Source organism: Mycolicibacterium elephantis DSM 44368 (assembly GCF_004014805.1).
Classification (GTDB): domain Bacteria; phylum Actinomycetota; class Actinomycetes; order Mycobacteriales; family Mycobacteriaceae; genus Mycobacterium; species Mycobacterium elephantis.
Window position 1 is genome coordinate 64337 of record NZ_ATDN01000018.1, and the last position, 13853, is coordinate 78189.

At 67.5% G+C, this 13853-nt stretch carries 12 protein-coding genes and 2 tRNA genes; 10 read left to right on the top strand and 4 right to left on the bottom strand.

Annotated features, from left to right (window positions below; translation table 11 throughout):
- The first annotated feature begins 7 nt into the window (after positions 1–7).
- A complete protein-coding gene (gene ilvC / locus MELE44368_RS14030) occupies positions 8–1009 on the top strand; it encodes a ketol-acid reductoisomerase (protein WP_206613768.1) in 1002 nt (333 codons plus the stop codon).
- 62 nt (positions 1010–1071) lie between these two features.
- Here the strand turns inward: ilvC and MELE44368_RS14035 are convergent, their stop codons facing one another.
- Positions 1072–2502: a phytoene desaturase family protein gene (locus MELE44368_RS14035; RefSeq protein WP_128109047.1), complete on the bottom strand. Its 1431-nt coding sequence runs from the start codon at positions 2500–2502 to the stop codon at positions 1072–1074.
- A gap of 54 nt (positions 2503–2556) precedes the next feature.
- Here MELE44368_RS14035 and serA point away from each other — a divergent pair, with 54 nt between their 5' ends.
- Positions 2557–4143: a phosphoglycerate dehydrogenase gene (serA, locus tag MELE44368_RS14040; RefSeq protein ID WP_128109048.1), complete on the top strand. Its 1587-nt coding sequence runs from the start codon at positions 2557–2559 to the stop codon at positions 4141–4143.
- The gene (locus MELE44368_RS14045; RefSeq protein ID WP_128109049.1) at positions 4140–5150 is read left to right on the top strand and encodes a 3-isopropylmalate dehydrogenase; all 1011 of its coding nucleotides are present in this window, start codon (positions 4140–4142) and stop codon (positions 5148–5150) included. Before serA ends, MELE44368_RS14045 begins: the two co-directional genes overlap by 4 nt.
- Before the next feature lie 81 nt (positions 5151–5231).
- Here the strand turns inward: MELE44368_RS14045 and MELE44368_RS14050 are convergent, their stop codons facing one another.
- Positions 5232–6380, bottom strand: coding sequence for an MFS transporter (locus MELE44368_RS14050; protein WP_164890108.1), 1149 nt, complete (start codon positions 6378–6380; stop codon positions 5232–5234).
- A 154-nt stretch (positions 6381–6534) separates the two neighbouring features.
- Between MELE44368_RS14050 and MELE44368_RS14055 the strand changes: the two genes are divergently transcribed.
- The 4 genes from MELE44368_RS14055 to MELE44368_RS14070 all read left to right on the top strand — a co-directional run bounded on the left by MELE44368_RS14055 (position 6535) and on the right by MELE44368_RS14070 (position 9120).
- Complete coding sequence (locus MELE44368_RS14055; RefSeq protein ID WP_128109051.1) at positions 6535–7329, top strand: fumarylacetoacetate hydrolase family protein; 795 nt, start codon at positions 6535–6537, stop codon at positions 7327–7329.
- Complete coding sequence (gene gltX, locus MELE44368_RS14060; protein WP_128109052.1) at positions 7326–8792, top strand: glutamate--tRNA ligase; 1467 nt, start codon at positions 7326–7328, stop codon at positions 8790–8792. Before MELE44368_RS14055 ends, gltX begins: the two co-directional genes overlap by 4 nt.
- A gap of 119 nt (positions 8793–8911) precedes the next feature.
- Positions 8912–8983 (top strand) — tRNA-Gln (locus tag MELE44368_RS14065).
- Positions 8984–9047: 64 nt separating this feature from the next.
- Positions 9048–9120: transfer RNA gene (locus tag MELE44368_RS14070), tRNA-Glu, on the top strand.
- A 92-nt stretch (positions 9121–9212) separates the two neighbouring features.
- On the opposite strand, the gene MELE44368_RS14075 is transcribed toward MELE44368_RS14070, so the two are convergent.
- A complete protein-coding gene (locus MELE44368_RS14075; RefSeq protein ID WP_128109053.1) occupies positions 9213–9914 on the bottom strand; it encodes an IclR family transcriptional regulator in 702 nt (233 codons plus the stop codon).
- 38 nt (positions 9915–9952) lie between these two features.
- On the opposite strand from MELE44368_RS14075, the gene leuC reads away from it, so the two are divergent.
- The 3 genes from leuC to MELE44368_RS14090 all read left to right on the top strand — a co-directional run bounded on the left by leuC (position 9953) and on the right by MELE44368_RS14090 (position 12807).
- Entirely contained in the window at positions 9953–11407 is a 1455-nt protein-coding gene (leuC, locus tag MELE44368_RS14080; protein ID WP_128109054.1) for a 3-isopropylmalate dehydratase large subunit, read from the top strand.
- A gap of 1 nt (position 11408) precedes the next feature.
- Positions 11409–12002, top strand: a complete 594-nt coding sequence (leuD, locus tag MELE44368_RS14085) for a 3-isopropylmalate dehydratase small subunit (protein WP_128109055.1) — start codon at positions 11409–11411, stop codon at positions 12000–12002.
- A 190-nt stretch (positions 12003–12192) separates the two neighbouring features.
- Positions 12193–12807 carry an HU family DNA-binding protein gene (locus tag MELE44368_RS14090; RefSeq protein WP_046751332.1) on the top strand — a complete coding sequence of 205 codons (615 nt, stop codon included), beginning with the start codon at positions 12193–12195 and terminating at the stop codon, positions 12805–12807.
- Between the two features lie 92 nt (positions 12808–12899).
- Here the strand turns inward: MELE44368_RS14090 and mutT1 are convergent, their stop codons facing one another.
- The gene (mutT1, locus tag MELE44368_RS14095; RefSeq protein ID WP_128109056.1) at positions 12900–13826 is read right to left on the bottom strand and encodes an 8-oxo-(d)GTP phosphatase MutT1; all 927 of its coding nucleotides are present in this window, start codon (positions 13824–13826) and stop codon (positions 12900–12902) included.
- Positions 13827–13853: the final 27 nt, after the last annotated feature.

A 13853-nucleotide genomic window follows, 5' to 3' on the forward strand; every position in this document is an offset into this window, starting at 1 on the left:
AGTTGAGATGTTCTATGACGACGATGCCGATCTTTCGATCATTCAGGGGCGCAAGGTCGGCGTCATCGGCTACGGCAGCCAGGGGCATGCGCACTCGCTGAGCCTGCGCGACTCTGGTGTGCAGGTGAAGGTGGGTCTCAAGGAGGGCTCGAAATCCCGCGAGAAGGTCACCGAGCAGGGGCTGGAGGTGGAGACGCCAGCCGAGGTGGCCAAGTGGGCCGACGTCATCATGCTGCTGGCGCCCGACACCGCCCAGGCGGACATCTTCAAGAACGACATCGAGCCCAACCTGCAGGACGGCAACGCACTGTTCTTCGGCCACGGCCTCAACATCCACTTCGGCCTCATCAAGCCGCCGGCCAACGTCACCATCGGCATGGTGGCCCCGAAGGGCCCCGGCCACCTGGTGCGCCGCCAGTTCGTCGACGGCAAGGGCGTGCCGTGTCTCGTCGCCGTCGAGCAGGATCCCAAAGGGGAGGGCGAGGCGCTCGTGCTCTCATATGCCAAGGGCATCGGCGGCACCCGGGCCGGCGTCATCAAGACCACGTTCAAGGACGAGACCGAGACCGACCTGTTCGGTGAGCAGGCCGTGTTGTGCGGTGGCACAGAGGAACTCGTCAAGACCGGTTTCGATGTGATGGTCGAGGCCGGTTACGCGCCCGAGCTGGCGTACTTCGAGGTGCTGCACGAGCTGAAGCTCATCGTCGACCTGATGTACGAGGGTGGCATCGCGCGGATGAACTACTCGGTGTCCGACACCGCAGAGTTCGGCGGCTATCTGTCCGGGCCGCGGGTGATCGACGCCGACACCAAGAGCCGCATGAAGCAGATCCTGGCCGAGATCCAGGACGGCAGCTTCGTCAAGAAGCTGGTCGCCAACGTCGAAGGCGGCAACAAGGAACTCGAGCGGCTGCGCAAGGAGAACGCCGAGCATCCCATCGAGGTCGTCGGCAAGAAGCTGCGCGACTTGATGAGCTGGGTGGACCGCCCGCTGACCGACACCGCCTGATCCTCGGCGATGTGTGTGCGTTCAGGCGCGCTCAGCGCACAGAACGCACACAAATCGCTGGGTTACGGAGCCAGGTTCGGCAGCGTCGTGATGCCGAACTCGCGCCGCAGCGCGGTGCGCGCCGCGTAGAAGCCCGACATGCCGTGCACTCCGCCGCCGGGCGGGGTGGCCGAGGAACACAGATACGCCTTGGGAATCGGCGTGCTCCACGGGTTCAGCCGCGGCGTCGGGCCGGCCAGCGCATGCATGAGCGTGTTGCCGCCCACCCCGATGTCGCCGCCGACGAGGTTGACGTTGTGGTCCGCCAGCCGTGCCGCGGGAATCGAGCGTGCGGCCACGACGATGTCGCGGAACCCCGGTGCGAACCGCTCGAAGATCCTCGTCACCGTTTCGGTCTGGTCGACGTCCGATCCCGACGGCACGTGCGCGTAGGTCCACAGCGGACGACGGCCCTGCGCGTCGATGCGGGACGGATCGGCCAGATGCGGCAACGCCGCGAGCACCATCGGCCATTGCGCATGGCGGCCCGCGGCAACCTCGCGTTCCGCGTGCGCGGCCTGCTCGCGGGTGCCGCCCATGTGCAACGTCGGTGCGCCGGCCAGCCGCGGATCGGTCCATGGAATCTCGTCGGAGACCACGAAATCCACCTTGGCCACGCCCGGGCCGAATCGGTAGCGTTGCAGCGCTTTGCGATACCCAGCGGGCAGCTTGCCGCGGTAGATGTCCAACAACGCCGTCGGGGCGGTGTCGTAGAAGACCACCCCCTCGGGCGGCTCGGTGATGTGTTCGCCCGCGACGATCGATCCGCCGTGCGCACGCAGGTCGGCGATCAGGGCGTCGGCGATGGCCTGGCTTCCGCCGACCGGGATCGGCCAGCCCACGGTGTGGGCGAGCGTCGCCAGCATCAACCCGCCGCCGGCCGACACCAGCGACGGCATCCGGGAAATGACATGAGCGGCAACACCGGTGAACAACGCACGGGCGTCGACCCCGGACAGGGTGCGCCATGCCGGGGTGCCCTGTTCGAGTAGGCGCAGGCCCACCTGCACCGCAGCGATCGGATCGCGGGGGATCGACCGCTTGTCGCCGAGCAGCAGCTGCAGCACGGCGTCGTCGCGGTCGACCAACGGGCCCAGCAGCCGCCGCCACGACTGCCCGTGCTCGAGCTCGGCGCAGGTGCGGTCGAGGTCGTGATAGCCGATCGCTGAGGGTCGGCCCGGCAATGGGTTGGCATACGAGATCTCGGGCACCTGCAACGCCACGCCCCGCGCCGGCAGGTCGAACTCCGCGAGGAAGGGCGAGGCCAGCGCCAGCGGATGCACCGCCGAGCAGATGTCGTGGGCGACCTCGGAGAACTCCGGGTCGGGCAGGGTGCGTGCACCGCCGCCGAGGGTGGGCTGTGCCTCGAAAACCTGTACCGACAGCCCGGCTCTGGCGCAGATGACGGCGGCGGCCAGTCCGTTGGGTCCACTGCCGACGACGCTGACATCCACGCTGGTGATTCTCCCGCCCGCCGCTCGGTCTTCGAAGCCCATTAGTCTGACCGGGTGAGTCTGCCCGTTGTATTGATCGCCGACAAGTTGGCTGAATCCACCGTCGCCGCCCTGGGTGACCAGGTAGAAGTCCGCTGGGTCGACGGCCCGGACCGAGGGAAGCTGCTGGCCGCGGTGCCGGATGCCGATGCGCTGCTGGTGCGCTCGGCGACCACCGTCGACGCCGAGGTGCTGGCCGCAGCGCCCAAACTCAAGATCGTCGCGCGAGCCGGTGTCGGCCTCGACAACGTCGACGTCGACGCCGCCACCGCGCGCGGGGTGCTGGTCGTCAACGCGCCGACCTCCAACATCCACAGCGCCGCCGAACATGCGCTGGCGTTGATGCTGGCCGCGGCCCGCCAGATCCCGGCAGCCGACGCGTCGCTGCGTGCACGCACCTGGAAGCGCTCGTCGTTCTCCGGCGTCGAGATCTACGGCAAGACCGTCGGCGTCGTCGGCCTCGGGCGCATCGGCCAGCTGGTGGCCCAGCGGCTCGCCGCCTTCGGCACCCACCTGATCGCCTACGACCCCTACGTGTCGGCGGCGCGCGCCGCGCAGCTCGGCATCGAACTCCTCACGCTCGACGAACTGCTCGCCCGCGCCGACTTCATCTCCGTGCATCTGCCCAAGACCCCGGAGACCGCGGGCCTGATCGGCAAGGAGGCGCTGGCCAAGACGAAACCGGGGGTGGTCATCGTCAACGCCGCGCGCGGTGGGTTGGTGGACGAGGACGCGCTGGCCGAGGCGGTGCGTTCCGGACACGTGCGGGCCGCGGGCATCGACGTGTTCGCCAAGGAGCCCACGACCGACAGCCCGCTGTTCGATCTGCCCGAGGTCGTCGTCACCCCACACCTGGGTGCGTCCACCGTCGAAGCGCAGGACCGCGCGGGCACCGACGTCGCCGCGAGCGTGAAGCTCGCGCTGGCCGGTGAGTTCGTGCCCGACGCCGTCAACGTCGGCGGCGGGGTCGTCGGCGAGGAGGTCGCGCCGTGGCTGGATCTGGTGCGCAAACTGGGTCTGCTCGTCGGAGTGCTGAGCGACGAGCTGCCCGCGTCGCTGTCGGTGCAGGTGCGCGGTGAGCTGGCCTCCGAAGATGTTGAGGTGCTTCGCCTTTCGGCCCTGCGAGGGTTCTTCTCCGCCGTCATCGAGGACCCGGTGACGTTCGTCAACGCCCCGGCGATCGCCGCCGAACGCGGTGTGCAGGCCGACATCAGCACCGCCACCGAGAGCCCCAGCCACCGCAGCGTGGTCGACGTGCGGGCGGTGTACTCCGACGGGACCACCGCCAACGTCGCGGGCACGCTGACCGAGCCGGAACTGGTGGAGAAGATCGTCCAGATCAACGGCCGCAACTTCGATCTGCGCGCCGAGGGCGTGTACCTGATCGTCAACTACATCGACCGTCCTGGCACGCTCGGCAAGATCGGCACCCTGCTCGGCGCCGCCGACATCAACATCCACGCCGCCCAACTCAGCGAGGACAGCGAAGGTCCCGGCGCGACGATCCTGCTGCGCATCGACCGCGACGTGCCCGCCGAGGTCCGCACCGAGATCGCCGAGGCGGTCGGCGCGATGCTGCTGGAAGTGGTGGATCTGTCATGAAACTGGCGATCATTGCCGGTGACGGTATCGGCCCCGAGGTGGTCGGCGAGGCGGTCAAGGTTCTCGACGCGGTGCTGCCCGGTGTGCAGAAGACGACCTACGACCTGGGTGCGCGGCGTTATCACGCCAGCGGTGAGGTGCTGCCGGATTCGGTGCTCGACGAACTACGCGGCCACGACGCGATTCTGCTCGGCGCCATCGGCGACCCGTCGGTGCCCAGCGGTCTGCTCGAACGTGGTCTGCTGCTGCGCATCCGCTTCGAGCTCGACCACCACATCAACCTGCGTCCGGCCCGGTTGTACCCCGGGGTGAACAGCCCGCTGGCCGGTAACCCCGACATCGACTTCGTGGTCGTGCGCGAGGGCACCGAAGGCCCGTACACCGGCACCGGTGGCGCGATCCGCGTCGGCACGCCAAACGAAGTCGCCACCGAGGTCAGCGTCAACACCGCGTTCGGCGTGCGCCGGGTGGTGAAGGACGCGTTCGACCGGGCGCAGCGGCGTCGCAAGCATCTGACGTTGGTGCACAAGAACAATGTGCTGACCTACGCCGGGGCGCTGTGGTGGCGCACCGTGCAGGAGGTGTCCGCCGACTACCCGGACGTCGAAATCGCCTACCAGCACGTCGACGCCGCCACCATCCACATGGTCACCGACCCCGGCCGGTTCGACGTGATCGTCACCGACAACCTCTTCGGCGACATCATCACCGACCTCGCGGCCGCGGTGTGCGGGGGAATCGGGTTGGCGGCGAGCGGCAACATCGACGCGACCCGCACGAACCCGTCGATGTTCGAGCCCGTGCACGGCAGCGCGCCCGACATCGCCGGCCAGGGGATCGCCGACCCGACGGCGGCCGTCATGTCGGTCGCGCTGCTGCTGTCCCATGTCGGTGAGCACGACGCCGCCGCCCGCGTCGACAAGGCCGTCGAGCATCATCTGGCCACGCGCGGTAACGACAAGCTGTCCACCACGCAGATCGGCGACCGGATCGCGGCGTCGCTGTAATTTCTTCGCCACTCTTGCGCCGAGATCTGCGCCCGGGTCGTTGCGACGTCGAAAGCGCGACCCTGCCGCAGAAATGGGCGATCAGTCAACGCGCTGCTTCTCCGCCGGCACGACCGGTACCGCGACCAACGGAAACAGTGCGCAGACCGCGAACGCCGCGGAATAGCCGACCATTCCGATCAACCCGCCGAACAGCGGGGCCGCGACAGCGCTGGCCAGATGCTGGCTGGTGTTCTGGGTGCCCAACGCGCGTCCGCTCCAGAACGGGCCGGCGATCTCGGCGATCGCGGTGAACGCCAACCCGTTGTCGGACACGGTGATCACCGCCGCAACCACCATCAACGCCACGCTCGTCGGTGAATCGAGCCAGTCCGTCAACGCGAACAGTCCCATCGTGACGGCGGCCGCCAGCGCGATCGCACGGATCGGGCGCAGCCGCGAGCCCAGCAGATCCGACCACCGGCCCGCCGCGACACGACCGCCGGCACCGAGCACCTGCGCCACCGTGACCATCGCGCCTGCCGACTGCGCCGACCATCCGCGCTCGGTCATCAGCCACACCAACGTGAACGTCCACAGCACCGCCTGCGGCACGACCAGCAGCACGGACACCGCGTGGATGCGCCACAGCAGGCCCGACTCGCGGTAGGGGTTGACCAGCACCTCGTGAGCCGCCTCCGCGCGCGCAGGCCGGGGCGGGTCGACGACAGCCACCGCGCACACCACCGCCGAAACCCCGCACACCGCAGCGGGAAACAACAGCGCCGCGGATACCCCGTAGTTCTCCGCGATGCGTGGAATCACCAACGCGCCCAACGCGACTCCCAGCGGCGTCGCGGCCTGCCGGATCCCCATCACCAGTCCGCGCTGGTTGGGCGGAAACCACCCGACCACCAGTCGCCCGCTGGCCGAGTTGCTGCTTGCCGCGGCCATACCGCCCAGAAACAGGAATGCCCCGACCGCCCACAGCGACTCCACCGCGGCGGCACCCACCGTCGCGGCCGCGATCAACGCCGAACCCACTGCGAGCACAAAACGTTCGCCGATCCGGTCGACGACGTACCCCCACGCGATCAGCGTGACGACCAGACCGAAGCCGGCCATCGAGGACAACAACCCCGCCGATGCGAGGTCGAGGCCACGCTCGGACTGCAGCGTCGGAATCAGAAACGCCACACCGTTGATGAACACGTTGGCGCTCGTAGTCGCCGCCAGTGCGATCGCCAACATCGACCAGCGCAGCGCGGTGCTGGTCGATTCGTCGGTCACCGGGCCATGGTTGCACGACCTCTCACATCGCTGAATTCGTATTTCACAATGTGGACTTTCGGCGCCGCGGGAGCGGCCGCATCCCGCGATGACCGCGGCCGTTAGGCTGGCAGCCATGCGCCTTGGCCGTATCGCGAGCCCCGACGGAGTGGCCTTCGTCACCATTGAGGGCCCGACCGACGACCCGACCCAGGCTGTCGCCCGCGAGATCGCCGAACACCCGTTCGGCACGCCGAACTTCACCGGGAGACAGTGGCCGCTGGCCGACGTGCGCCTGCTCGCACCGATCCTGGCCACCAAGGTGGTGTGCGTGGGCAAGAACTACGCCGCGCACGTCGAGGAGATGGGGGGCGACAGCGGCACGTTCGACGATCCGGTGATCTTCATGAAACCCAACACCGCGATCATCGGGCCCAACGTGCCGATTCAGCTGCCCGCCGACGCCAACCCGGTGCACTTCGAGGGCGAGCTGGCGGTGGTGATCGGGCGGCCCTGCAAGGACGTGCCCGCGGCGCGCGCCGCCGACAACATCCTCGGCTACACGATCGCCAACGACGTGTCGGCCAGGGACCAGCAGAAGAAAGACGGTCAGTGGACCCGCGCCAAGGGGCACGACACCTTCTGCCCGGTCGGGCCGTGGATCGTCACCGACCTCGACCCCTCCGACCTGGCCATCCGCACCGAGGTCAACGGCCAGACCAAACAAGACAGCCGCACGTCGCTGATGATTCACGACGTCGGGGAGATCGTGGAATTCATCTCGCACGTGATGACGCTGCTGCCCGGTGACCTGCTGTTGACCGGCACGCCCGAGGGCGTCGGCCCCATCGAGGACGGCGACATCGTCAGCATCACCATCGAAGGTCTCGGAACCCTGACCAATCCTGTTGTCCGCAAAGGAAAGTCATGACCGTACGAGTACGGTTCTGCCCGTCGCCGACCGGCACCCCGCACGTCGGGCTGATCCGCACCGCGCTGTTCAACTGGGCGTACGCCCGACACACCGGTGGCACCTTCGTGTTCCGGCTGGAGGACACCGACGCCCAACGCGACAGCGAGGAAAGCTATCTGGCGCTGCTGGATGCCCTGAACTGGCTGGGGTTGAACTACGACGAGGGCCCCGACATCGGTGGGCCCTACGGCCCCTACCGGCAGTCCGAGCGTGGCGACATCTACCGCGACGTGCTGAGCCGCCTGCTGGAGGCGGGGGAGGTGTACGAGGCCTTCTCCACCGCCGAGGAAGTCGAGGCACGCCATGTGGCGGCCGGGCGAAACCCCAAGCTGGGCTACGACAACTTCGACCGTGACCTCACCGAGGCGCAGCGGGCGGCGTTTCTCGCCGAGGGCCGCAGGCCGGTGCTGCGGCTGCGAATGCCCGACGAGGACATCACTTGGCACGACATGGTGCGCGGGGAGACCACCTTCGCCGCAGGTAGCGTGCCCGACTTCGCGTTGACCCGGGCCAGCGGAGATCCGCTGTACACGTTGGTCAATCCCGTCGACGACGCGCTGATGAAGATCACCCATGTGCTGCGCGGGGACGACCTGCTGCCGTCCACGCCGCGCCAGATCGCTCTCTACCGCGCGTTGATCCGGATCGGGGTGGCCGAACGGATCCCCGAGTTCGCGCACCTGCCAACCGTTCTGGGGGAGGGCAACAAGAAGCTGTCCAAGCGCGATCCGCAGTCCAACCTGTTCGTGCACCGTGAACGCGGGTTCATCCCGGAGGGGCTGCTGAACTATCTGGCGTTGCTGGGCTGGGGGATCGCCGACGACCGCGACCTTTTCACGCTCGACGAGATGGTGGCCGCCTTCGACGTCGTCGACGTCAACGCCAACCCCGCCCGCTTCGACCAGAAGAAGGCCGACGCGATCAACGCCGAACACATCCGGATGCTCAGCGCCGAGGAGTTCACCGCGCGGCTGTCGGCCTACTTCGCCGAGCACGGGTACGACACCGGCCTCGACGAGAAGCGGTTCGCCGAGGCAGCGGATCTGGTGCAGACCCGCATCGTGGTCCTCGGCGATGCGTGGGACCTGCTGAAGTTCCTCAACGACGACGAGTTCAGGCTCGATGAGAAGGCCGCGGCCAAGGAGCTGAAGCCGGCGGCCGTCCCGGTGCTGGACGCGGCGCTGGCCGCGCTGGACGGGCTCGCCGAATGGAACACCGCGGCGATCGAAGCAGCGCTGAAGGATTCGCTGTTGGAGAAGCTGGGGCTCAAACCTCGCAAAGCGTTCGGGCCGATCCGCGTCGCCGCCACCGGCGCCACGGTCAGCCCGCCGCTGTTCGAGTCGCTGGACCTGCTGGGTCGTGATCGCACGCTGCGCCGACTGCGCGCCGGGCGCGAACACGCGGCGGCGGCAGAGGCCTGAGAAGGCGCTTGCGAATCTTTGGTAGTCTGCACGTCGGTCGACACAAGAGGCGCCTCATCCCGGCGCACTCCGTGGACGGCCGGAATAATAGCCTGTGACCAGCGGTTATAGGCTGCCAGTGGGGTATGGTGTAATTGGCAACACAGCTGATTCTGGTTCAGCCATTCTAGGTTCGAGTCCTGGTACCCCAGCAAGCCAGCGTGATTAGGCCGACATCGGCCGCTGAGCTATGCTGGCCATCCGGATGCTGTTCTGGCCCCCGTCGTCTAGCGGCCTAGGACGCCGCCCTCTCACGGCGGTAGCGTGGGTTCGAATCCCATCGGGGGTACAAACCAGCCGGCGAGCAGACGCAAACACCCCCAAATTCGTGTGGAAATGGGGGTTTTTGCGTCTGCTCGCGCCTGGGTGGCCCGGCTCGATTCACAGCCGCCGGGTGAGCGCTTCCGCCGCGGCAAGCAGGTCGGCGGCCCACCGTGCGCCCGGCCGTCGGCCCATCCGGTCGATCGGCCCCGACACCGACACCGCCGCGATCACCGTGCCGCGCCCGTCGCGCACCGGCGCTGAGACGCTCGCCACCCCCGGTTCGCGTTCGGCGGCGCTCTGCGCCCAGCCGCGTTTGCGTACCTCGGCGAGCGTGCGGTCGGTGAACTTGGCGGTGGGCAGTACGGCCTGCTGTGTCGCCGCGTCCGCATAGGCCAGCAGCACCTTGGCCCCCGAACCGGCCGTCATCGGCAGGCGCGTGCCGACCGGCACCGTATCGCGAAGCCCGGCAGGCGGTTCCAGGGCGGCCACGCAGATCCGAGTGGTGCCCTCGCGGCGATAAAGCTGCACGCTCTCGCCGGTGATCTCGCGCAGCCGCGGCAGCACCGCCGCGCCCGCCGTCAGCAAGGGATCGTGGACCTGGCCGGCCAGTTCGGTCAGCGCGGGACCCAGCCGCCAGCGACCGTCGCCGTTGCGGGCGAGCAGGCGATGAGTCTCGAGGCCCGCGGCCAACCGGTGCGCGGTGGCCCGGGGAAGTCCTGTGCGCTCGCACAGTTCGGCCAGACCACAAGGCGACTCGGCCACCGCGTGCAGGACGCCCACGGCTTTGTCGAGCACCCCGATGCCGCTATCCTGTCTCATAGGAAGATACTAGCGTCCCAGATTGTGAGATAGTCAAGATGCCTACCACGACCAAGCCGCGCACTCTGGCGGAGAAAGTGTGGGCCGACCACGTCGTCGCCGAGGGTGCGGGCGAGGGAGCGGCACGCGAACCGGACCTGATCTACATCGACCTCCACCTGGTGCACGAAGTGACCAGCCCGCAGGCGTTCGACGGGCTGCGACTCAGCGGGCGCACCGTGCGCCGGCCCGATCTGACGATCGCGACCGAGGACCACAACGTGCCGACGATCGACATCGACAAGCCGATCGCCGATCCGATCTCCCGCACTCAGGTCGAAACGCTGCGCCGCAACTGCGCGGAGTTCGGCATCCGGTTGCATCCGATGGGCGACGCCGAACAGGGCATCGTGCACATCATCGGGCCGCAGCTGGGATTGACCCAGCCCGGGATGACGGTCGTGTGCGGCGACAGTCACACCTCGACGCACGGTGCGTTCGGCGCGTTGGCGATGGGCATCGGCACCTCCGAAGTCGAACATGTGCTCGCGACGCAGACCCTGCCGCTGCGCCCGTTCAAGACGATGGCGGTCAACGTCGACGGTGAACTGCCGCCCGGGGTCAGCGCGAAGGACATCATCCTGGCGGTGATCGCGAAGATCGGAACCGGCGGAGGGCAGGGCCACGTCATCGAATACCGGGGCAGCGCCATCGAATCGCTGTCGATGGAGGGCCGAATGACGATCTGCAACATGAGCATCGAGGCCGGTGCGCGGGCGGGCATGGTGGCACCCGACGAGACGACGTTCGAATTCCTGGGGGGTCGTCCGCACGCCCCCAAGGGCGCACAGTGGGATGAGGCGGTCGAGGCGTGGCGCCAACTGCGCACCGACGACGGCGCCGAATTCGACACCGAGGTCTACATCGACGCCTCGAGCCTGAGCCCGTTCGTCACCTGGGGCACCAACCCTGGGCAGGGCGTGCCGTTGTCGGGTTACGTGCCCGATCCCGAGCTGATGCTCGACGACGGGGAGCGTCAGGCGGCCGAAAAGGCATTGGCTTATATGGACCTTCGACCCGGGATCGCGATGCGGGACATCGCCGTCGACACCGTGTTCGTCGGGTCGTGCACCAACGGCCGGATCGAAGACCTGCGGGTGGTGGCCGATGTGCTCAAGGGCCGCAAGGTCGCCGACGGGGTACGGATGCTCATCGTGCCGGGTTCGATGCGGGTGCGCGCGCAAGCCGAATCCGAGGGGCTCGGCGAGATCTTCACCGCCGCCGGAGCGGAGTGGCGGCAGGCGGGTTGCTCGATGTGCCTGGGGATGAATCCCGACCAGTTGTCACCGGGCCAACGGTGCGCATCGACGTCGAACCGCAACTTCGAAGGCAGGCAAGGTAAAGGGGGCCGGACTCACCTGGTGTCACCGGCGGTCGCCGCCGCCACCGCCGTGCGCGGCACCTTGTCCTCTCCCGCCGACCTGCCCGACGCCACGACTCGGCAGAGGAGCTGACATGGAAGCCTTTCGCACTCACACCGGCATCGGGGTGCCGCTGCGCCGGTCCAATGTGGACACCGACCAGATCATCCCCGCGGCCTATCTGAAGCGGGTCACCCGAACGGGTTTCGAGGACGGGTTGTTCGCGGCCTGGCGCAACGATCCGTCTTTCGTGCTGAACCTGCCGCCGTTCGACAAGGGATCGGTTTTGGTCGCCGGCCCCGATTTCGGCACCGGTTCATCTCGCGAGCATGCGGTCTGGGCGCTCATGGACTACGGCTTCCGGGTCGTTATCTCGTCTCGCTTCGCAGACATATTTCGGGGCAATGCGGGTAAGGCGGGGCTCCTTGCGGCAGAAATTTCTCAGGATGATGTTGAGCTGTTGTGGAAGCTGATCGAGCAGCAGCCAGGGCTGGAAATCACTGTGAATCTTCAAGATCGGAATATCGTCGCTGGAACGGTTATGGTGCCGTTCACGATTGACGATTACACCGCCTGGCGACTGCTCGAGGGACTCGACGATATAGGCCTTACGCTGCGGAAATGCGACGATATCGAATCGTATGAAGCGCGTCGGCCGGCCTGGAAACCGCGCACCCTGCCGGCGTGACAGCCGGCCCGGGCGAGCCGAAATCGCCGTCTCCGAACCCGTTCTTCGGCCGCCCAGCAGGAGTTCAAGGGCGGCAAGAAAGTTCGCCAGTTTCGCTTGAAATTGCGCGTGGCTCTTGGAAATCAGTGGGTAATGGGTTTACCGTGTCCTCTAGTCGGTCCAAGGAGGGCCACTGGTTTCGGAGGTTTGCATGAATAAAGCGGAGCTCATCGACGTTCTCACGGAGAAACTGGGCACCGATCGTCGGCAGGCAACCGCTGCGGTGGAAAATGTCGTCGACACCATCGTGCGTGCGGTTCACCGCGGGGACAGCGTCACCATCACCGGCTTCGGCGTTTTCGAACAGCGCCGTCGCGCCGCTCGTGTCGCACGCAACCCGCGCACGGGCGAGACCGTACGCGTCAAGCCCACTTCGGTGCCGGCGTTCCGGCCGGGCGCGCAGTTCAAAGCGGTTGTCTCTGGAGCGCAGCGTCTCCCGGCAGAAGGACCTGCGGTGAAGCGCGGCGTGACGGCGACCACGGCCCGCAAGGCCGCGAAGAAGACGGCCAAGAAGGCCGCCAAGAAGTCGCCGGCGAAGAAGGCCGCCACCAAGCGGACTGCTGCGAAGAAGACCGCGAAGAAGGCACCGGCGAAGAAGGCCGCGACCAAGCGGACTGCTGCCAAGAAGACCGCGAAGAAGTCGCCGGCGAAGAAGACCGCGAAGAAGTCGCCGGCGAAGAAGGCCGCGACCAAGCGGACTGCTGCCAAGAAGACCGCGAAGAAGGCTCCGGCGAAGAAAGCCGCAGCCAAGCGCGGCCGCAGGTAAGTTCACAACCGGATACGCCGTGGGTCAACGCGACCCACGGCGTATCTGCGTGACCTGAGTAGCTCGACTAACTTCGGCGTCGGGGGGAACCGCTACTTCTTGTTGGCAAGCGGGCTTTCGATGTGATCCGCGGCGATCAACTTGCCGTCGGCAATCGACATGACCCAGGTGCTGCCCTTGCGGTTGCGCGACTTGTCCGGGCGCACGCCGTCGCGTTCGCACCACCATTGGATCAAGTCCGGAATCACCTTGCCCTGCGTGCAGATCACCGGGACGCCGTCGCCGCCGGCGATTTCGAGGACCCGGCGCCGAGCGGCCTTCCGGTCCTCTGAATACGCTTCCTCGGTCAACGACGGTTCGCCGTGGATGGTCGTCTCCAGCTCCTCGGCCAGCGGCTCCAATGTCTGTTCGCAGCGCACCCGGTCAGCGGCATAGAGGGTATCGGCGCCGAAAGCCAACAGCACGCCGACGAGCGATTCGGCCTGGGCGCGGCCCCGCTTGTCCAGCGGGCGTTCTCGGTCGTCACCCTTATAGCGCGACTTGCTCCCCGCGGTGCCGTGCCGGACGATCAGCACGGTCTTGGTGTCGACGGGAAGCTTCATGAAGCGGCGCAGCACTTTTCGGTCGTGCGGGTACTCCAGTTGTTTCATCGCCTCGGTAACGGGTAACCATTTCAGTTCGTCGACTTCGGCGTTGGGGCTGAAGTCGCCGCCGACCCTGCGCGCCGCCCAGTAGCGCACCTTCTTGATGCCCTCCTCGACGGGATAGCTCACCGCGGCGAGGCGTCGGCCCAGATGCGCGGTGTACCCGGTCTCCTCGGCGACCTCACGCACCGCGGTCACCGGTTCGGTCTCGCCGGGGTCGACCTTGCCCTTGGGTAACGACCAGTCGTCGTAGCGGGGACGGTGAACGATCGCGACCTCCGGCGCGGCCGGGTCCCCGTCGGGACGCCACAGCACAGCGCCCGCGGCATACACCGTCTTCTCGTCCCGGACGACGTCAGAGGTCTCCTTCGGCACGTCAACTCCTGCAGTTCAATCCGGCCG